The organism is Nocardia vulneris (assembly GCF_001613425.1).
GTDB classification, from domain to species: Bacteria; Actinomycetota; Actinomycetes; order Mycobacteriales; family Mycobacteriaceae; genus Nocardia; species Nocardia vulneris.
Genome location: NZ_BDCI01000010.1, coordinates 133,040 through 151,723, shown reverse-complemented (window position 1 = coordinate 151,723; position 18,684 = coordinate 133,040). Strand labels below are relative to the sequence as shown.

The following is an 18,684-nucleotide window of genomic DNA, read 5'->3' as shown; positions in this document are numbered from 1 at the left end:
TATTGCTGTGTAGCAACAACTTCGATGGCCCGACCGGCGGCGCGTGCCCGCCGCGGCAAGCGAGGACCCGGTGCGCGGTAACGATCTTCGCCACGCTGGTATACGTATCCCGTACGCTTCGACAGCGTTTCGGCGACACCATGCCGGACGATCGGTCCGGCGGCACCGCATACCCCTTGCTCAGCTCACCCCGAAAGGCGCCTCTATGCCGCACAAGCCCAGCGTGCTGTTCATCTGCGTGCACAACGCAGGCAGATCGCAGATGGCCGCCGGGTTCCTCAGCGCGCTGGCCGGTGACCGCATCGAGGTCAGAACCGCGGGCAGCGCGCCGGCCGCCGCGCTCAATCCGGTCGCGGTCGCCGCCATGGCCGAGGTCGGTATCGACATCGCGGGCCGCACCCCCAAGCTGCTCACCATGGACGCCGTCGGCCTCTCCGATGTCGTGGTGACCATGGGCTGCGGCGACGCCTGCCCCTTTTTCCCGGGCATCAGCTACCGCGACTGGGTCCTGCCGGATCCGTCCGAGCAGACCATCGATGTCGTGCGCACCATCCGCGACCGGATCCGGATCCTGGTGGAGAACCTGATCGCCGAACTGGTGCCCGCCCCGGCCCGCTGACCGGCCGGCCGCGGTGTCCGATTCGTTCAAGACTGCGGCGCCCGCGGCTGGCTACCGTTCGGGTATGACTCCTCAACTCGACGTCGCCGGCCTTGTCGTCACCGATATGAGCGCCTCGGTCGCGTTCTATCGGCGGCTCGGCCTCGACTTCCCCGAAGGCTCGGAAGCGGCGCCGCATGCCGAGGCGGCCCTGCCGAACGGACTGCGGCTGGCCCTGGACACCGAGGCCACGATCAAGTCGTTCCACCCCACCTGGACACCCCCGGCGAGCGCGGGCCGGATCGGCTTGGCCTTCCGGTGCGCCGATCCCGCCGAAGTCGACGCCGTCTACACCGATCTGGTCGACGCGGGCTACCACGGCGAACTGAAGCCGTGGGACGCGTTCTGGGGCCAGCGATACGCGGTCGTGCTCGACCCGGACGGCAACGGCATCGACCTGTACGCCGCGCTCCCCACCGACTGAAACGGGTCAGCCGACGCTCGCCTGGTCCGCGGCGGTCCCTGATCGAGTGAGCACCTGCCCCAAGGGCATTCCGGTGAGATCTCGGACCTCGCGCGCCAGATGGGCCTGATCCGCATAACCGGCGCCGACCGCGGTCGCGGCGAACGACATGCCCGCGCGGGCCTGCGCCAGCGCGCGCTGCAGGCGCAGCACCCGGGCGAGGGTCTTGGGCCCGTAACCGAAGGCGGCGAGCGAACGCCGATGCAGCAGCCGAGCATTGAGCCCCGCCGCCGCCGCGGTCGCCCCGACGGACCAGCCCGCGTCCAAGGCCGAGACCACCCGCCGGAGCACCGGGTCGGGCGGCGACACCGCGGCGGCGCGCCGCAGGACGATCGCCTCCATGGCCGCCAGCGGATCCGGCGCTTCGGTCACCTGGTCGGCCAACCGCCGCACCGACGCCGACGACCAGATCTGCTCCAGTTCGACGCGCTGGTCCCGCAGTTCCGCCGCGGGCACCCCGAGCAAGGCGGGCGCGGTGCCGGGAAAAAAGCGCAACCCGGCATACCGGGTACCGGCCGCGACCACCGGCCGGAAAGCCCGGGTATCGGGTCCGGCCACCACCAGTCGTCCGCCGACCCACAGCAGATCCATGCAGCCGTCCGGCAACACCGGCACGGTGGCGTCCCGGGCGGTCACCGTGCGGGTCCACGCCACGGCCGGGGCGAACCGCGACGGCCGCTCCCGGTACCCGCCTGCGCTCATGACTCGACGCTACCGGCATCCGCCGACAGGGTCGGCTGCGTTCGCGCGCATGACCGCCGAGAACGGCAGGCGGGCTCAGCGCTGCGGCGGCACCGGAAGCACCCCGCGCGGGACCACGCGGACGAACGGCGCGGGATGGGCGGCCGCGATGCTCGAGTCGGGGTCCTTGCACCCCACGGTGACCTCACCGGCGGGCGCGGACGAAAACGTCCACACGGTGACCCAGTCCTTGCCATTGACCGTTTCGGTCTTTTTCACGTCGCTCGACCGGAGATCTTCGTTCCGGCCGGAACTGTCCACCGCGGTGCAGCGCAACGTATTCGCGGCGGCGCCCCAGTCCGCGGGCACTCGGATATCCATCACCGCATCGGCGGGAATCGGGACCTTTTTGGTCTCACCGAGCGCGATTCGCACACCGCCCGCTTCGTCGTCATTGTTCGAATCGGCAGCCGGAGCAGCGGAACTCGAGGTCGCCGCACCACTCGACGAGGTCGCTTCCGGGCTCGTCGACGTGTCGTCGGAGCACCCTGTCACCGCAACGGCGACCAGCGCCGGAACCACCAGCCAGCTCAATTTCACGAGTCAAACCTCTCGTCGCGCCCATTCACCAGGCGATTGGTACGGATCGGCGATCGAACACGGTGACGTAATCGCGCGGACCCCGCGGGCGCTGGTGAAACGTGACCACTCGGGAGCCGTACACGGCACCGACAGAGAGCATGTCAACTTCAGCGGCGAATGGAGCGTACACACGCCCGAAATCGCCGAGATATGCGGTAATTTGCCAAGGTAATGACGGGTCGACCGGCGCCGATATTCCTCCGTAGACTCGCTCCGGTGACTTCCCCTGTGGCTTTTCAGGCGATCGATATTCCCCTCCCCGACGGCACCGCGGACGCCTACTTCGCACATCCGGACGACGGCGCCCGCCACCCCGGCGTCCTGCTCTACATGGACGCGTTCGGCTTGCGTCCCTACCTGCGCGAACTGGTGGAGACCATTGCGGCGCAAGGTTTCAGCGTGCTCGCGCCGAACATCTTCTATCGCACCGGCCGCGCGCCGGTGCTGCCCATGCCGGACTTCACCGAGCCGGATGCGGGTGCCGCGTTCTTCGCCGAGCTGGCGCCGGTGCGCGCCGCCCTCACGCCCGAGGGCGCCCTGCAGGACGCGCAGTACTACCTGGACTGGCTCGCCGCCGCCCCGGCGGTGACCCCAGGCCCAGTGGCCACCACCGGCTACTGCATGGGCGGGCGGCTCGCGTTGCGCACCGCCGCGGCGTTCGGCGATCGCATCGCCGCCGCGGCCAGCTTCCACGGCGGCAACCTCGCCGCCGCGGACCAGCCGGACAGCCCGCACTTCGCGGCGCCGGGCATCACCGCGGAGGTGTTCGTCGCGCACGCCGATCAGGATTCGTCCATGCCGCCCGAGCAGATCGCCCGCCTCGAGCAGGCACTGGACGCCGCGGGCACGCGGTACACCTCCGTCGTCTACCCCGATGCACCGCACGGTTTCACCATGCGGGACATCCCGGTGTACCGAGAGGACGCCTACCGACGTCACCTGGACGATCTTGTGACATTGTTCCGGCGTTCGCTCTCCGCGGAATAAGTCCGAATCATCCTATGTTTCGCCTGGGGTCGGCCTCGGCCCCAGCAACCGCGGGATCGTGCCGTCACGCGACCAACCGGCCGGTTTTCGGGGACCGCTGTTCCCCGTTACCGCCGGTTCCGCTTAATGTTGTTCGGTAGGCGATCATCGGGAGGACCACATGGCGAAGCTGGTGGGGATGTGAGCGAGGAACGCGCCGCGGCCGCCGTGCCCGCGCGCTTGGCGACGCGAATCGGATACCGGCAAGCCGCTTTCCCGGCGGACTCGTGGGTGCGGCCGGTGTTCATCGGCGCCGCCCTGGCGATCAGCGTGCTGCTCGTGTACGAGGCACATCAGGCCGCGAACCACGGCGTCGACCACGCGTGGTTCGTCGCCGTCTCGCTCGCCGGTGTCTTCGTGGCCCGCGGGCTGCACCTGCGCAGGCCGATCACGCTGGCCCACTTCGCGGTCGCGCTGCTCGTCCTGGCCATCGCCCATCTCGCCTATCGCGCCGAACATCCCGGCTACGGTTTCGTGCTGCTCGCGTCGAGCGGTTTCCTGCTGGTGCTCCCGCAATCCAGCAGGCCGCAGCCCGATCAGCTGTACCGGGTCGCCGAACTCGTCGGCCGCACCGAACGGGATCCGCTCGCCCCCTTCGCGCTGCACTCCTCGAAAACCTACTTCTTCAACGCGGATTCGACCGCGGGCATCGGCTATCGGGCCCGCTTCGGTATCGCCGTGGTCGCGGGCGATCCGATCGGCGACCGCGCCGCCTTCCCCGCGCTGCTCACCGAGTTCTCCGAGTTCGCGCTCAATCAGGGCTGGCGCATCGCCGTACTCGGCGCGAGCCCGGAGTTGACCGAGCTGTGGCGCGTGCGCGCGCTGGAACACCGTGGGCTGCACGCCGTTCCGATCGGACGCGACGTGATGCTCGAGGTCGATGATTTCGCGATGGTCGGCCGGCATTTCCGCAACCTGCGCCAAGCCGTCAGCCGCACCCGCAATTTCGGCGTCACCACCGAGATCGTGGACGAGTCGGCCCTGACCGACGGCCAGCGCGCCGAACTGCTCGGCATCGTCGACGAATGGGGTAAGGGCAGGCAGACCCGCGGCTTCTCGATGATCCTGGATCACCTGCTGGACGGCCGGAACCCGAACATGCTGGTGGTCATGGCCAAGGACGCGGACGGCACGGTGTCGGGCTTCCAGCGCTACGGCATCTCCGGGCGCGGCCGCGAACTCAGCCTCGACGTGCCGTGGCGGCGCAAGGGCGCCCCGAACGGCCTGGACGAGCGGATGATCATCGATCTGGTCGACTACGCCCGCGAGCACGGCATCACTCGGATCTCGTTGGCCTTCGCGCCATTCCCGGAGCTGTTCGCCGACAAAGAGAAGTCGCGCACCGCGAAGCTGATGTATGCGCTCGTGCACCTCGGCGATCCGCTCATCCGGCTGGAATCGCTGTATCGGTTCCTGCGCAAGTTCCACGCGCTGTCCGACCAGCGGTATGTGCTGATCCGCTGGCGCGAGGTGCTCATCGCGGCCGCCGCGCTGCTTACCCTGGAGTTCGCACCGCACCGCCGCGAACACTGAGGAGCACAATGGAACTCGGCCACACCGATATCAAGGCCGCCGTCGCGCGGGTGGCGCACCGGGTGCGGCCGATCACCCTCGCGCCCGCGGGCGACGGTGCGGGGAACCTGTGGTTCGCGCTGGAACTGCTCCAGCACACCGGTAGTTTCAAGGTCCGCGGTGCGCTGAATTTCCTACTGGCGCATCAGGAGAACGGCACCCTGCCCGCGGCGGGCGTGACGATCGCCTCGGGTGGTAACGCCGGGCTCGCCTGTGCCTGGGCGGCCCGGACGCAGGGTGTCGAAGCCACCGTGTTCCTGCCCGCCACCGCACCGGAGGTGAAGGTGCGGCGGCTGCATTCCTATGGCGCCACAGTGCATCTGGTCGGCACGCAGTACGCGGACGCGCTGGCGGCGAGCCAGGATTTCGCGGCCTCGACCGGCGCACTGCTGTCCCACGCCTACGACCATCCGTTGATCGCCGCGGGGGCAGGCACCCTCATGGAAGAGATCCGGCAGCGGATGCCCGACCTCGACACCGTCGTGGTCGCCGTCGGCGGCGGCGGGTTGTTCGCCGGAATCGCCACCGCCGCAGACCATTACGGCATCCGCACGGTCGCCGTCGAGCCACGGAACTGCCGAGCGCTGCACGCCGCCGTCGAGGCCGGCCACCTGGTCGACGTCCCGGTCGACTCGATCGCCGCCGACTCCCTCGGCGCCCGCCGCGCCACCGCATTGGCCCTGCACGCCGCCCAGTCCTACCGCGTCGACTCGATCCTGGTCGACGACGAAGCCATCATCGCCACCCGCCGCACCCTCTGGGAAGAGCACCGCCTCGCCGTAGAACACGGCGCCGCCACCGCCCCGGCCGCCCTTCACTCCTCCGCCTACACCCCAGCACCCAACGAAAAAGTCTGCGTCATCCTCTGCGGCGCAAACACCGACCCCGCCGACCTCGCGAGTTGATCAGGTAGCGAACGGCTGTCGGAGGGCTGATTCGCGGGGCGGGTTGGGGATGGCGGGATTATGCTCAGAGCGTCTTCGATCCCGACGGAAGGCACGGCGCTATGGCGCAGGCCGCACGGCCGGAGGAAAGGGGTGGGGACGTTGGCAACGATCGTCCTCGTACACGGCATCGCACAGGAACAGGCGTCGGCCGACACGCTGGAGGCGCAGTGGTTGCCCGGCCTCGCGGGCGGGGTGCGCAACCACGGCGACCTGGAACTCGCCGATCGCCTGTGGCGCAACGGAAGACCGGGCGACATCTCGACCAGGATGGCGTTCTACGGCAATCAGTTCTTGGCCGAAGGAGCGCAGGGCGGCGCCGTCGGCGATCTCGACGCAGAGCAACTCGAGCTGATGGAACAGCTCGCCGAACTCTGGTTGGCCACGGCCGCCGAGCACGCGGGCGACCAGCGGGATCGATTGACCGCCCAGCGCCTCACCGCGGTGGTGCCGCCGGAGGCCAAGCCGCAGGGACCCAAAGCCGCACTGCGCCCGGCACTCAACGCCTTGGTGCGGCTGCGCTGGTTCGCACCGTTCGGCATCGGGCTTGCGGAGAAGTTCGTGGTGCGCGCGCTGTCCCAGGTGGCCCGCTATTTCACCGACGAGAACGTGCGCGAGTACGCGCAACAGCAGGTGCTCGCGCAGGTGGGGCCGGAGACCGAACTGGTCGTCGCGCATTCGCTCGGCTCGGTCGTCGCCTACGAGGCGCTGCATCGCGTCGACCAAGAGGTGACCCTGCTGACCATGGGTTCCCCGCTCGGCCTGCGCACCGTCATCTACGAGCGGCTCCGCCCGCAACCGGCCATGGTCCCGAAAGCCGTTGCCGCTTGGCACAATCTGGTGGACCGCGACGATCTGGTCGCCGCGCATCTCGATCTCACCCCGTTCTTCCCGCCGTTCCCCGGCGCCGGCGTGGTGCCGGTCACCGAGGAACCACTGGACAACGGCGCCAGCCCGCACGACTCGACCCACTATCTGACGAAGGCGATCACCGGCGGCATCGTCGCGAAAGCACTGACCGCCTAACGCTTCTCGGCCAGCTCCGGCGCGGACTCGCCGACCTGTTCGCGGTCCCGCCACAGCAGCACGAGCGCCAGGGCCAGGCCGGCGAGCGTCAGCACCGCGCCCACCAGGGGAATCGCCCGCAGCCCCGAACCGTCGCCGAGCACCCAGCCACCCAGCCGGCCCGCGCCGGCGGCCGCCAGCTGGAAGCCGGAGGCATTCACCGCGACGGCCAGGGTCGGCGCTGCGGCGGCCGCGGCGATCACCCGGGTCTGCATGCCGGGAACGATCGCGAACGCGAGCGCGCCGAGCCCGAAAGTCAGTAGCACCGCGGCGATTCGGCCGTCACCGAGCGCCCAGAACAGCAAGAGGACCACGGCGAGCGCCGCCAGCAGGCTCGCCACCCCTGCCCGGGTGCGGTCGGCGAGCCAGCCGCCCACCTGATTGCCGACGACCGCACCCGCCCCGTATACCAGCAGCAGAACCGGCACCGCGCCCGCGCCGAATCCACTGAAATCGGTGAGCAGCGGTGTGATGAAGGTGAAAACGGTGACCACGCCGATGTTTCCGAGCACCGTCAGCGCGATCGCCGCCCAGACCGCCCGGTCGCCGAACACGCGCAACTCCCCGAATACCGATTCGGCAGCGGTCCCGGGCGCGTCCGGCAGGTACCGCAGCACCACGGGCAACGCGAGACCCACGCACAACGCCACCGCGACGAAAGTCGCCCGCCAGCCGAAGTTTTGACCGATCAGCGCGCCGATCGGCGTGCCGAGCACGATCCCGAGGTTCAGTCCGAGAGCGACCCGCGCGACCGCGGTGGCTTCTTTCCCGGGTTCGGCCGTCGAGACCGCGGTGGCGATCGCGACCGCGAAGAAGGTGGCGACGATCAGTCCGGCGGCCGCCCGCATCGCCAGCAGCACAGGATAATTCGGCGCGAAGGCCGAGCCCAGGTTGGCGCAGATCGCGAACAGGACCAGCCCGACGACGAGCCGCCGGCGCGACACCCGCGCGGTCAGCATGGTCACCACCGGCCCGCCGACGATCATGCCGATCGCGTAGGCGGTCACCAGCATGCCCGCGGCGGGCACCGAAACCGATAGCCCGCCGGACACTTCCGGCAGGATCCCGGCGATCACGAACTCACCGGTCGTCAGACCGAACACCACCAACATCAGGGACAGGACAGCAGGGCGCATCAGAGCATCCTCATATAGTTCGAACTCAAATGATACGAACTAGAACTATCACAGTTCGAACGATACGCGCTAGACTCGATGCAATGAAGCGCCGACCCCCGCCGCCCGTGGAGACCGAACTCGACCGGGACGTCTGCAAACTCGTGCACCGCTTCACCCACCGCCTCGACCAGCACGTCCGTCGCGTCGCCGAGCAGTTGGACCTGACGCCGTCCCAGGTCATCGCCCTGCGTGAATTGTCAGAGCCGATCACCGCACGCGAACTCGCCACCCGGATGTCGTGCGAGCCGTCCAATGCGACCTTCGTCCTGGACCGGCTCGAGGAACAGGAGCTGATCCGCCGCGAGCCACACCCGAGCGACCGGCGCGCCAAACAGATCGTGCTGACCCCGGCCGGCGCCCGGCAGCGGACGGTTGCGGTCGAGTTGCTCAATGCCGACTCGCCGCTGACCTCGCTCACCGCCGCTCAGCAGCGCGCGCTGCGCGATCTACTCCAAGCCATGGCGGCCGAAGATTGACCCTTGATATAGACATACGGTCGAACGTATTGTTTGTTCATGACCGTGGCGTGCCCCACCACCGAAGAAACCGACCCGTTCTGCCTACCCCCGCTGGAGGCCGCGGCCCTGCTCTACGACTCCCCCTGGCGGCGCTTCGCGGTGATCGGAGACAGCCTGTCGGTGGGCACCGGCGACCCCAGCCCCGGCTACACGACCCTCGGCTGGGCCGATCGCGTCGCCGACGTGCTGCGCCGGGTGCGGCCCGATCTCGCGTATCGCAATACCGGTGTGGTCGGCGCGACCACCGCGGAGGTCGTCCGGCACCAAGCGGATCGACTGCTGGAATTCGGCCCGGACCTCTTGCACCTGTCCAGCGGTGCCAACGATATCGTCCGCCGCACACCGGATTTCGGTGAGATCGAGCAGCAGCTGCGCGATATGTATCGCCTGGGTGCACGCACCGGCGCCACGATGACCGTCTTCACCCTCGGCAAAGCCTATGTGGTGCCGGTCTTCCCGGATTGGACCGATCGTGTCCGCCGGCTCAACGACCTCACCCGCGCCTTGGCCGCGGAATACGATGTCGCCGTGGTCGAGTGCTGGGAGCACCCGCTCAACGACCGCCCGAATCTGTTGAGCGCGGACCGGATTCATTTCTCCGCGGCCGGACAGGCGGTCCTGGCGGCGGAGGTGGTCAAGCAGCTCGCACACCTGCTCGACACCCCCGCCCAGCGGCGCGACGACTACTGATCCGCCTCGGGCAGATGCACTTTCGCGTCGTCGTAGGTGGCGGTGGTCGCCGCCTCGTCGCGGGTGTAGATCAGGTTGAGCACGCCCGTCTCGAACGTCTGAGAGGAGAGCAGCCGCAGCGGCAGCGTCGATTCGCGGTCCGGGAACAGCCGAGCGCCCTTGCCGACGACGATCGGATGCACCAGCAGGTGCAATTCGTCCAGCAGTCCGGCGTCGAGCAGCTGGAGCACGACCGAGACCGAACCACTCATACCGATATCGCCACCGGGCTCGTTCTTCAGCGCGGTGACGCCCTCGATCAGCCCACCCTGCAACACCTCGGAATTACGCCAGGTGAACTCCAGATCCTGGTGCGAGACGACGACCTTGCGCGCATCGCCGAGCACCTTCGCGAAAGCGGCGTCCTCGCCACCCGCGGCCTCCCGCTCCGGCCAGGCACCCGCGAAACCCTCGTAGGTGCTGCGTCCGAGCAGCAGGGTGTCGGCGGCGCCGAGCTGGGCGTTGACCGCAACGCCCATCTCGTCGTTGAAGTACGGGAAGTGCCAGTCCTGCGGGTTGTCGATGACGCCGTCGAGGGACATGAACAGACCTGCGGTGATTTTTCTCATCGCCCAACTCCTGGATCAGTGGTGAGTACGTTGCCTGATCCGACGGTACGGCGCGAAGAAAATCATCGGTCGCGCATCGATTCAGACCCGTTCGGCTTCCAGCACCCAGACCGGCAGCAGCAGATGACCGTCCGCGTCCAGTTCGAGCGGCATGCCCTGCAGCAGCTCCAGGAACGCCGGCGGCGGTTTGATCGCGGTCAACTTGCCGGGCCGCAGCTCGGTGAGCCGCCAGTCCGGCGCGGCGAAGGCGGCGCGCAACTCGTCTTCGCCGACCGCATAGGGCGCGTAGCCGGCACTGTGCGGCCCTGCCGAGAAGCAGAGCTGGAACAGTCGCGCGCCGGGCCGCATCACCCGATGCAGTGCTGCCACATGCGCTTTGCGCTGCTCGGGGTCGAGACAGTGCGCGAGCGCGCTGCTGACCACGGTGTCGAATCGGCTGTCGTACCCGCCGAGTTCGGTGGCGTCCGCGACGGCGAAGGCCACCGTCACGTCGCGCTCGGCGGCCCGCGCGCGGGCCTTCTCGATGGCGGTCGGCGCGAAGTCCAGGCCCGTCACCTGGTAGCCGAGCCCGGCCAGGTAAATGGCGGTATCCCCTGGGCCACAACCGATGTCGAGCACATCGCCGGTGACCCGGCCGCTGCGCTCGAACTCTACGAGCAACGGTTGCGGGCGATCTATCTCCCAGGGCAGCCGATCCATCACGGCACCCTCGACCAGGGTGCCGCTCTGGTAGGCCTGTTCGAAATCGATATCGGCCGGGTCGAGCCCGGATGGTGCCTCACTCTCGGTCATGAACCTGCCCCTTGCCTCGATGGTGGATCAGGATGAACAAACCGATCCTATCGAGAAACGGAGAACAAAGCTCCGTTTTTGACGTGACATGCATTTTCCGCCGGGTTCAGTTGCCGACGCCCGCACCGTGGAACGCCGCACGGTAGCTCTGCGGGGTGGTGCCGACCACGCGCTTGAATCGATCCCGGAAGGCCGTCGGCGAGCCGAACCCGACCTGCCCGGCGATCCGGTCCACCGGGTGACCGGTGGACTCCAGCAGGTACTGCGCCTGCCGAATCCTGGCCCGCAGCAACCATTGCAGCGGCGTGGTGCCGACCTGCTCGCGGAAATGCCGGTTCAAGGTGCGGGTGCTGAGTTTGGCGTGCGCGGCGATGTCGTCGAGGGTCAGATCCTTCGCGGAATTGTCCCGCATCCACTGCATCACCGGCTCCAGCGAACAGCCCCGCGGGGTCGGCGGCTGGTCGTGCACGATGAATTGCGCCTGTCCCCCTTCACGTTCCAGCGGCACCACCGACAGCCGCGCGGTGTCGGCGGCCACCGCGGAACCGTGGTCACGCCGAATCATGTGCAGGCACAGGTCGATTCCCGCCGCGGCGCCCGCCGAGGTGAGCAGCTGACCGTTGTCCACATAGAGCACATCCGGATCGAGGTCGATCTCGGGATAGCGAGCGGCGAACTGCGTCGCGGCGATCCAGTGCGTGGTCGCCCGCTGCCCGTCGAGCAGGCCGGTCGCGGCGAGCACGAACGCGCCCACGCAGATGGACGCGATCCTGGTGCCTGCGGCCGCCGCCCGCCGCAGCGCGTCGAGCACCTCCTCCGGCACGGGCCGCTCGGGCTCGGCCCGGCCGGGCACAATGATGGTGTCGGCGTCGGCCAGCGCGGTGAGATCGTAGGGCGGATGCAGCGTGAACGCGCCCGCGTCGACGGTGGGGGTGACACCGCAGACCCGCACCCGATAGGCCATCCGCCCGTCGGGCAGGCGGGCACCGCCGAACACGTCGACCGGCGTCGCGAGGTCGGACGGAATGACCTTGTCCAGCGCCAGGACGGCTACGACATGCATGGCTTCAGGATAGGGTGCACCCGGATTCCAGCCAATAGCCACGAGCAGTACATCTTCTGCAAACCACGACGTCAGAGCTATTGGCGAGAATCGACCGGTGTATGGCCGTTTCGCCTATTTCGCTGCGGCCCGAAGATCGTTAACCTCGCGGCTGTGACGAAGTTCCTGCTTTCGGTCCATGTGCTGGCCGTGATCATCGCCGTCGGGCCGGTCACGGTCGCGGCGAGCATGTTCGCGCCCACCACTCGCCGCGCCCTCGCCGGCCCCGCGAACGATCGCGACGCCGCCGTACTGGCGACGCTGCATCGCATCTGCCGGGTCTACGCCTACATCGGAATCCTGGTGCCCACCTTCGGCGCGCTCACCGCCCTGAGCCTCGGCGTGCTCACCGACAAGTGGCTCATCGTTTCCATCGGCTTGACCGCGGCCGCCGCCGGGGTGCTCGCCATGCTCATCCTGCCCGGTCAGCACAAGATCCTCGCCGATCTGCCTGCCACGACCCCGGCACTGATCCGGCGGCTCGGCATGGATACCGGCATCTTCAACTTGCTGTGGGTGGTCGTCACCGTGCTGATGATCGTCCGCCCCGGTTCCACCACCGGGGCCTGACGACCGCGGCGGGCTACTCCGGAGCCGGCGTCATGTGCCGGATCGACTCCCCGCCCTTGGTGTGGTGCAGCTTGCCGAACCGGCTGTCGAGCAGATGCGCCATGCTTTCGGCCGCACCGGTGTAGGCCTCCTCGACCGACGCCGCCCGATGGGTGACCGCGACCGGCGGTTGACCGTTCGGCCGCGCCTCGAGCACGCACTGCTTGTCGTCCGGTCCGCCCTTTTCGCCGTTCTGATCGGTGAGATGCGCCTCGACCCGCGTCAGCTGCGCGCTGAAACGGTCCAGCACCGAGGCGATTTCGGCTTCGGCCCGCTCGATCAGGCTCGCGCCGCCGTGGATGCCGCTTCCGGTATTGATCTGGATCTGCACTGCTTTCTCCATTCCGTGGGGTGGCAAACTCGACGAAACCGACACTACCTGCGCGCGCCCGGTGACCGAGTTCACGACGTCGGCCCGGTCCGTGGCGGACCGGGCCGAGCGAGCGGGTGAACTGCGCGATTCAGGCGCGATCGGCCCGCTTGCGCAGTACGACCGTGACCGCCAGCAGCGGCGCGATCACCGCGATCATCAGGACCGGCGACAGCCACGCCATGGTCGGAATCGGCAACTGGTAGGCGAGCACCACCCGGATCATGGCCTCCACCACCAGACCCGCGCCCCACAGCACGGCCAGGGCGGCGAACATCCGGCGCTTCGCGGCGTTGTCGCGGTAGACCGCTTCGAGGGCGGCGACCCGGGCGGGGCCACCGGCGACGGCCGCTTTACGCGCCGCCAGGTAGGTCAGCGGCTTGCCGACCACGGCGCTGATCAGGAAGGCCAGACCGATCAGCAGGGTGCCCGCGGAATCCTTCACGATCATCATCCGCGGGTCGCCGCTGATCAGCGACGTGACGAGGCCGAAAGCGAAGACGCTCAACAGGATCGCGGGAAACACTTCCAGCCTGCGGTGCCGGATCGCCTCGACGACCACCATCGCCCCGGACACCACGGTGCCGGCCAGCAGCCCGGCGAAATCGCTGTAACCCAGTGCGTGCATGAGGAAGTAGGCGCCCACGGGGACGGCGATATCGCGGGCGATCGGCGCGAGCAGGCTCAGGTGGCTCACCGGTGCGACGGTGGCAGCGGGCTGGACGGTGTCGGTGGTGACGGTCATCGGGTGCTCCTCGGCGGCGTATTCAGCGGTGCGCTACGAGAATTGACGCTACGGACGCCGGGGAGCAGGCGGATCTGTCAACCATCACGACTGCGGCATGACAAGTGTCATGCCCGCGAACTCACGCCCAGAGTGCCGCCACGACGGCCTGGTAATCGCACGGTTCGAGCGACGCGCGCCCGGTCGCCAGCAACCAGCGCTCGACCGCGCGGTCCGCGTCGGTGCGATAGGTGCGCTCGCCGCCGCGCTCGATCTCGATCACTCCGCGCTGCACCCGCAGCGTCTCCGCCTCCGACAGTTGCGCGAGGAAACCCTGGTATTCGCTGTCGTTTTCGCTGCCGCCGTCGGCCGCCCGCGGTGCCGCGGCGATCAAACCGTGCAGTTGTGCCTCGTCGCCGGAGGACAACCGCCACTGGGGATTCGGCCTGCCGGAACGGATATCGAGTTCGACCCGGATCATGAGCGCACCCCCGCTGTCCACGCGCCGCGACGTGGGGCGGTGACCGCTGCCCCGAGCGGAGTCTCCGGCATCACTGTTCTCCTCGGCGGGCGCTCGAATGCGCTGATGGTAGCCCTCGTTCGGCGTCGCGGCCACCGGACGGAGCAGACGATTCGCCACACGCCGACGCCACCCCGGTACGCGCGTGCCAACCGGGCTTCACCTGGTGTAGTCCGCGGGATCAGCCGCCGAAGACGTTGCAGCCGTAGCCCAGATGCACGCCGCGCCCGACGCGCAGGTCCACGCTCGCGACGATGCGGTCGTCGGGGGCCTGCACCGCGCTGATCGTGTGCGGACCTTCCGTCGCGGGCACCCAGTCGCTCAGCGCGGTGCCGCCGGACGGACGCACGGCCGCGAACGGCACCCCGTTGTCGTAGAAGACCACGGGCTGCGTCACATCGGTCACCGCCGCGCGGGCCGTGTAGGTACAGCCGGTCCCGTAGTTGGTCGCCAACCCGAAATTGATCCCCGGGTACATCGAAACCTGGGTCACCGTCGCCCCTGCCGTGGGCGCGGCCAGCGCCGCCGCCACCCCGAACACTCCCGCCACAACACCGATTCGCATCCGCATCCCGAGGGTCCTATCCGTCCTGATCACCGGTTCGTACCCCGGCCGACGTGGCCACGCACCCGGGGCAACTCCCCTAGATCCTCACCCCGGCCGGGCCCGGTGCGCGCCCGAACCGCCGAACTCGCCCCGCCACAGCGCGATACGGGCGGGAATGCGCCGCTGACGAGGCCGCGAGTTACCCGATCCGGGTCAAGCCTTGCCCGAGGTGCGGGTCGCGCCCGCCGAGGCGGCCACCACGCAGACGATCCCCAACCACTGCGGAATGTTCATCACCTGCCCCAGCAGGATCAGACCCGCCAGCGCGGCCACCGCGGGCTCCAGACTCATCAGCACCCCGAACACCCGGGGTGGAATGCGCCGCAACGCTTCGAGTTCCACCGAATACGGCAGCACCGAGGACAGCATCGCCACCAGGAAGCCCACCACCAGTATCTCGGGATCGAGCAGCGCACTGCCCGCTTCGATGATCCCGATCGGCGCGATCAGCAACCCGCCGAAGGCCATCGCGATCGCGAGTCCGCCACCGCCGCTGGTCCGTTCGCCCAGGGCCGCACTCAACAGGATGTAGCCCGCCCAGCACACCCCGGCCGCCAGCGCCAGCAGCACGCCGACCCACTCGACGTCCCCCTCGGCCTGGGTCAGCAACAGCACGCCACCGCCCGCCAGCACCGCCCACACCGGGTCGATCCAGCGTCGCGACCCGGCCAGCGCGACGGCCAGCGGTCCGAGGAATTCGATCGTCACCGCCATGCCGAGCGGAATGCGATCCATCGCCTCGTAGATGGACAGGTTCATCAAGGCGAGCACCGCGCCGTACGCGAGCGCCACCGGCACCGCGCGCCAGCCGATGCGCAACGCCGAACGCCAGAACAACACCAGCACGAGCCCGGCGAAAACCAGTCGGATGCCGGCCGCGCCCGCGGCCCCGGTCGCCGCGAACAATTGTTTGGCCAGCGCCGCGCCCACTTGCACGCTGACGATTCCGGCCAGTACCAGCGCCGTGGGCGGCACGCCGCCGAGTCCGCGCTCCGCGATGCCCCGCCACCCGGCCCAGGTTCGTCCTCCGCGAATCGGCCGTTCGACGTCGATCGCTACCACGGCAGTTCTCCCATCCACAGACCAATGTGCTTCGCCGCCGTTGCTCAGCGAAGCACATCTCTACGACAAGGAGAATTCGGTTTTTACTCCCCCCATCCGCGCGAATACGCTCCCGCGCAGGTGCGAACCCTGCACCAGGAGCGCATTCCGGGCGCTACTTACGGCCGAGCGCGGATTCCAGCTGGGACTTGTTCATCTTGGAACGCCCCTCGATGTTGCGCTGGCGAGCCTCGTTGTACAGCTGATCGCGGGTCGGCCCCTTGGGTCCCTTGCGCCCGGAACGCTGTCCGCCGCGGCTCTGCGGTGACTTGTCCTTGATCGAGGAGCGGCTCGCGGTCTCGGACTCACCGGACTGCGCACGGTTCTTGTTCACCGTCCGCGCCGCGATCTCCTTGGCCCGTTTGGTGCTCGCGCCACGATCCTCGGCCGAGTCCTTGATGTGCTCGTATTGACGTTCCCGTTTATCACTCCATTGCTTCGGCATGTCACACCTCCTGCGCGTCGAGTACCCCGATAACACTGCGCAAACATGCTCGCCGACCTCCGCGCACAGGTGGCACTTCCGCCCTGGGTGAACATCGCGTCGGTCGGCGGCGCGGGGTGCGAGACTCGTGGGTATGGCAGCAGAAGAGGATGGCGTGGTAGTCGAACTCGCCGCGCGCCGCCGCGCCGAGCCTCATCGCGAGCCGGTCGAGGCGGCGACCCCGCTGCTGCGCGCCGTCTACGGCGAGGTGCTGCGGGACGAGCGGCTGGACCAGGATCGGACGCTGGCCGAGGTCGCGGCCGAGGTGGGGATGTCCAAGCAGTACCTGTCCGAGATCGAGCGGGGCCGCAAGGAACCGTCCTCGGAGATGCTGCACTCGATCTGCGGCGCGCTCGGCATGCCGATCGAATCGCTGCTCTTCCGCGGCGCGCGCCGCCTGGGCGCGCTGCGCCAACTGCGCCCCCGCAAGGTCTCCGAGACCCGCGTCGAGATGTTGGCGCTGGCCGCCTGACCCGCGAAACCCGCTCAGGGACAGCGCGTTCCGCGATATCCAGAGCCGCGGCGCCGAGTGCTGACCCCTCGACGCCGCGCTGGATCCGCGCTCAATGGCTGCGGGTCACGATCAGTTCGTCGGCCAGCCCGTACGCCACGGCGTCCGCGGCGGTGAAGACCCGGTCCCGTGCCGTGTCCTTGCGCAACTGCTCGACGCGCTGACCGGTGTGTTTGCTCAAGATCTCCTCGGTCTGCGCGCGGATCCGCATCACCTCCGCCGCCTGCAGTGCCAGGTCGGAAATGGTGCCCTGCCCCTGCGCGGACGGCTGATGCAGCAGCACCCGCGAGTGCGCGAGCACATACCGGCGTCCCGGGGCGCCCGCGGCCAGCAGCACCGCCGCCGCGGAGACCGCCTGGCCCATGCAGTAGGTCTCGATCGGAGTGCGCATGAACTGCATGGTGTCGTAGATCGCGAGCATCGCGGTGTTCGAGCCGCCCGGCGAATTGATGTAGATGCCGATCTCGCGGTCCGGCGATTCGGACTCCAGATGCAGCAGCTGCGCCATCACCACATTGGCGACGCCGTCGTCGATCTCGGTGCCGAGGAAGATGATTCGGTCGTTGAGCAATCTGCTGAACACGTCGAAGGAGCGCTCGCCGTTCGGCGTCCGCTCGATGACGTGCGGAATGGTGTACTGCGACATGACTACAGCCCCGCTCGGTGTCCGTTGGTGAATGGTGCGATCTGGTGGAAGTTTTCGGCGATCCGATCGACGATCCCGTATTCGCGCGCCTGCTCCGGGGTGAACCAGCGGTCCCGGTCGCTGTCCTCGCGGATCTCCTCGAGCGTATGGCCGGTCTCGGCCGCCAGGATCTGTTCGGACTGCAACTTCATGTACTCGAGATTCTCCGCCTGAATCGCGATATCCATTGCGGTGCCGCCGATGCCCGCGGACGGCTGATGCATCATGATCCGGCTGTGCGGCAAGCTGATTCGCTTGCCGTGCGTGCCGGAGGCGAGCAGCACCTGCCCCATGCTCGCGGCGAATCCGACCGCGACGGTGACCACGTCGTTGGGGATCAGCTTCATGGTGTCGTAGATGGCGAGTCCGGCGAGCACCGAGCCGCCGGGTGAGTTGATGTAGACGACGATGTCACGTGCGGCGTTCTCGGCGGACAGCAGCACCAGCTCGGTGCAGGCCCGCTCGGCCATCGCGTCGTCGACCTCACCGGTGAGCAAGATCGTCCGATGGCGGAACAATCTGTCGGCAAGTTGGCCTCGATAGTCCAGGTGCGATGTTTCGATCATGCCTCAGGTGTAATCGCGCCCAACCCCTGATCGCCCCTGTGTCTGCCAACAGCAGACCGCCGTTGCTACAGTGCGCAAATGCAGGACGGGGCGACCTTGCGGCAGGCCCGCACCGAGGACACGGCGGCGATCGCGGCGATCTGGCACGAGGGCTGGCAGGTCGCACACCTGGGCAACGTGCCCGACGAGCTGCTGCGCGCCCGCTCCCGCGCCTCCTTCGACGCCCGTGCGGCACAGCGGGTTCCGCAGACCACCGTCGCGATCGTCGCCGACACCGTCGCCGGGTTCGTCATGGTGGTCGGCGACGAGGTGGAGCAGGTCTACGTCGCCGCCCAGCACCGCGGTACCGGCCTCGCCGCCCCGCTGCTGGCCGCCGCCGAGCAGCGGGTACACGCCGGCGGCCACCGCGAAGCCTGGCTCGCGGTCGTCGCGGGCAACGCCCGAGCTCGCAGGTTCTACGAAACCCACGGCTGGACCGACAAGGGCTTGTTCACCCATCATGCTCCAGGCCCCAACGGCCCCATCGAAGTCCCGGCCCACCGCTACGTGAAAGCGGTCGCGCCGTAGG

Annotated in this window: 25 protein-coding genes; 11 read left to right on the top strand and 14 right to left on the bottom strand. The window is 68.6% G+C overall.

Going from position 1 to position 18,684, the window contains the following annotated elements; all coding sequences use genetic code 11:
* Positions 1-205 precede the first annotated feature (205 nt).
* Both NVU01S_RS14080 and NVU01S_RS14075 read left to right on the top strand, forming a co-directional pair.
* The gene (locus tag NVU01S_RS14080) at positions 206-619 is read left to right on the top strand and encodes an arsenate reductase ArsC (protein WP_043671506.1); all 414 of its coding nucleotides are present in this window, start codon (positions 206-208) and stop codon (positions 617-619) included.
* A gap of 64 nt (positions 620-683) precedes the next feature.
* Complete coding sequence (locus NVU01S_RS14075) at positions 684-1,082, top strand: VOC family protein (RefSeq protein WP_043671504.1); 399 nt, start codon at positions 684-686, stop codon at positions 1,080-1,082.
* 6 nt (positions 1,083-1,088) lie between these two features.
* Here NVU01S_RS14075 and NVU01S_RS14070 read toward each other — a convergent pair whose 3' ends face one another.
* Positions 1,089-1,823, bottom strand: a complete 735-nt coding sequence (locus NVU01S_RS14070) for a DUF6597 domain-containing transcriptional factor (RefSeq protein WP_043671502.1) — start codon at positions 1,821-1,823, stop codon at positions 1,089-1,091.
* A gap of 75 nt (positions 1,824-1,898) precedes the next feature.
* A complete protein-coding gene (locus NVU01S_RS14065; RefSeq protein ID WP_043671500.1) occupies positions 1,899-2,402 on the bottom strand; it encodes a hypothetical protein in 504 nt (167 codons plus the stop codon).
* A gap of 258 nt (positions 2,403-2,660) precedes the next feature.
* Between NVU01S_RS14065 and NVU01S_RS14060 the strand changes: the two genes are divergently transcribed.
* The 4 genes from NVU01S_RS14060 to NVU01S_RS14045 all read left to right on the top strand — a co-directional run bounded on the left by NVU01S_RS14060 (position 2,661) and on the right by NVU01S_RS14045 (position 7,012).
* Entirely contained in the window at positions 2,661-3,431 is a 771-nt protein-coding gene (locus NVU01S_RS14060; RefSeq protein WP_244467270.1) for a dienelactone hydrolase family protein, read from the top strand.
* Positions 3,432-3,611: 180 nt separating this feature from the next.
* Positions 3,612-5,003: a bifunctional lysylphosphatidylglycerol flippase/synthetase MprF gene (locus NVU01S_RS14055; protein ID WP_043671495.1), complete on the top strand. Its 1,392-nt coding sequence runs from the start codon at positions 3,612-3,614 to the stop codon at positions 5,001-5,003.
* An 8-nt stretch (positions 5,004-5,011) separates the two neighbouring features.
* A complete protein-coding gene (locus NVU01S_RS14050; protein WP_043671492.1) occupies positions 5,012-5,947 on the top strand; it encodes a threonine/serine dehydratase in 936 nt (311 codons plus the stop codon).
* 132 nt (positions 5,948-6,079) lie between these two features.
* The gene (locus NVU01S_RS14045) at positions 6,080-7,012 is read left to right on the top strand and encodes a hypothetical protein (RefSeq protein WP_082032079.1); all 933 of its coding nucleotides are present in this window, start codon (positions 6,080-6,082) and stop codon (positions 7,010-7,012) included.
* On the opposite strand, the gene NVU01S_RS14040 is transcribed toward NVU01S_RS14045, so the two are convergent.
* Positions 7,009-8,187 carry an MFS transporter gene (locus tag NVU01S_RS14040; RefSeq protein ID WP_043671486.1) on the bottom strand — a complete coding sequence of 393 codons (1,179 nt, stop codon included), beginning with the start codon at positions 8,185-8,187 and terminating at the stop codon, positions 7,009-7,011. The two genes, NVU01S_RS14045 and NVU01S_RS14040, sit on opposite strands and share 4 nt — an antisense overlap.
* Positions 8,188-8,270: 83 nt before the next feature.
* Between NVU01S_RS14040 and NVU01S_RS14035 the strand changes: the two genes are divergently transcribed.
* On the top strand, positions 8,271-8,705 hold the full coding sequence (locus NVU01S_RS14035; protein ID WP_029892829.1) for a MarR family winged helix-turn-helix transcriptional regulator: 435 nt from the start codon (positions 8,271-8,273) through the stop codon (positions 8,703-8,705).
* 39 nt (positions 8,706-8,744) lie between these two features.
* Entirely contained in the window at positions 8,745-9,437 is a 693-nt protein-coding gene (locus tag NVU01S_RS14030) for an SGNH/GDSL hydrolase family protein (RefSeq protein WP_043671483.1), read from the top strand.
* Here the strand turns inward: NVU01S_RS14030 and NVU01S_RS14025 are convergent.
* From NVU01S_RS14025 to NVU01S_RS14015, 3 genes are all read right to left on the bottom strand, one after another.
* Complete coding sequence (locus NVU01S_RS14025) at positions 9,431-10,045, bottom strand: dihydrofolate reductase family protein (RefSeq protein ID WP_043671480.1); 615 nt, start codon at positions 10,043-10,045, stop codon at positions 9,431-9,433. The two genes, NVU01S_RS14030 and NVU01S_RS14025, sit on opposite strands and share 7 nt — an antisense overlap.
* An 81-nt stretch (positions 10,046-10,126) precedes the next feature.
* Positions 10,127-10,837, bottom strand: a complete 711-nt coding sequence (locus NVU01S_RS14020) for a class I SAM-dependent methyltransferase (RefSeq protein WP_043671477.1) — start codon at positions 10,835-10,837, stop codon at positions 10,127-10,129.
* Positions 10,838-10,943: 106 nt separating this feature from the next.
* Positions 10,944-11,900 (bottom strand): GlxA family transcriptional regulator, encoded by a 957-nt coding sequence (locus tag NVU01S_RS14015; RefSeq protein ID WP_043671474.1) that lies wholly within the window; start codon positions 11,898-11,900, stop codon positions 10,944-10,946.
* Positions 11,901-12,053: 153 nt separating this feature from the next.
* Here NVU01S_RS14015 and NVU01S_RS14010 point away from each other — a divergent pair, with 153 nt between their 5' ends.
* Positions 12,054-12,509, top strand: a complete 456-nt coding sequence (locus tag NVU01S_RS14010; protein WP_043671472.1) for a hypothetical protein — start codon at positions 12,054-12,056, stop codon at positions 12,507-12,509.
* Positions 12,510-12,522: 13 nt separating this feature from the next.
* Here NVU01S_RS14010 and NVU01S_RS14005 read toward each other — a convergent pair whose 3' ends face one another.
* From NVU01S_RS14005 to NVU01S_RS13980, 6 genes are all read right to left on the bottom strand, one after another.
* A complete protein-coding gene (locus NVU01S_RS14005; RefSeq protein WP_014987590.1) occupies positions 12,523-12,879 on the bottom strand; it encodes a hypothetical protein in 357 nt (118 codons plus the stop codon).
* Between the two features lie 130 nt (positions 12,880-13,009).
* Complete coding sequence (locus NVU01S_RS14000; protein WP_043671469.1) at positions 13,010-13,663, bottom strand: VC0807 family protein; 654 nt, start codon at positions 13,661-13,663, stop codon at positions 13,010-13,012.
* 121 nt (positions 13,664-13,784) lie between these two features.
* Positions 13,785-14,282 carry a hypothetical protein gene (locus NVU01S_RS13995; protein WP_043671467.1) on the bottom strand — a complete coding sequence of 166 codons (498 nt, stop codon included), beginning with the start codon at positions 14,280-14,282 and terminating at the stop codon, positions 13,785-13,787.
* Between the two features lie 61 nt (positions 14,283-14,343).
* Complete coding sequence (locus tag NVU01S_RS13990) at positions 14,344-14,733, bottom strand: hypothetical protein (RefSeq protein ID WP_063048121.1); 390 nt, start codon at positions 14,731-14,733, stop codon at positions 14,344-14,346.
* A gap of 189 nt (positions 14,734-14,922) precedes the next feature.
* A complete protein-coding gene (locus NVU01S_RS13985; protein WP_043671461.1) occupies positions 14,923-15,831 on the bottom strand; it encodes an EamA family transporter in 909 nt (302 codons plus the stop codon).
* Between the two features lie 154 nt (positions 15,832-15,985).
* Positions 15,986-16,315 carry a hypothetical protein gene (locus NVU01S_RS13980; RefSeq protein ID WP_043671459.1) on the bottom strand — a complete coding sequence of 110 codons (330 nt, stop codon included), beginning with the start codon at positions 16,313-16,315 and terminating at the stop codon, positions 15,986-15,988.
* A gap of 133 nt (positions 16,316-16,448) precedes the next feature.
* Between NVU01S_RS13980 and NVU01S_RS13975 the strand changes: the two genes are divergently transcribed.
* The gene (locus tag NVU01S_RS13975) at positions 16,449-16,826 is read left to right on the top strand and encodes a helix-turn-helix domain-containing protein (protein WP_043671456.1); all 378 of its coding nucleotides are present in this window, start codon (positions 16,449-16,451) and stop codon (positions 16,824-16,826) included.
* A gap of 91 nt (positions 16,827-16,917) precedes the next feature.
* Here NVU01S_RS13975 and NVU01S_RS13970 read toward each other — a convergent pair whose 3' ends face one another.
* Complete coding sequence (locus NVU01S_RS13970) at positions 16,918-17,511, bottom strand: ATP-dependent Clp protease proteolytic subunit (RefSeq protein WP_042255441.1); 594 nt, start codon at positions 17,509-17,511, stop codon at positions 16,918-16,920.
* Between the two features lie 2 nt (positions 17,512-17,513).
* Positions 17,514-18,116 (bottom strand): ClpP family protease, encoded by a 603-nt coding sequence (locus NVU01S_RS13965; protein ID WP_043671453.1) that lies wholly within the window; start codon positions 18,114-18,116, stop codon positions 17,514-17,516.
* A gap of 78 nt (positions 18,117-18,194) precedes the next feature.
* Between NVU01S_RS13965 and NVU01S_RS13960 the strand changes: the two genes are divergently transcribed.
* Positions 18,195-18,683: a GNAT family N-acetyltransferase gene (locus NVU01S_RS13960; protein WP_043671449.1), complete on the top strand. Its 489-nt coding sequence runs from the start codon at positions 18,195-18,197 to the stop codon at positions 18,681-18,683.
* Position 18,684: the final 1 nt, after the last annotated feature.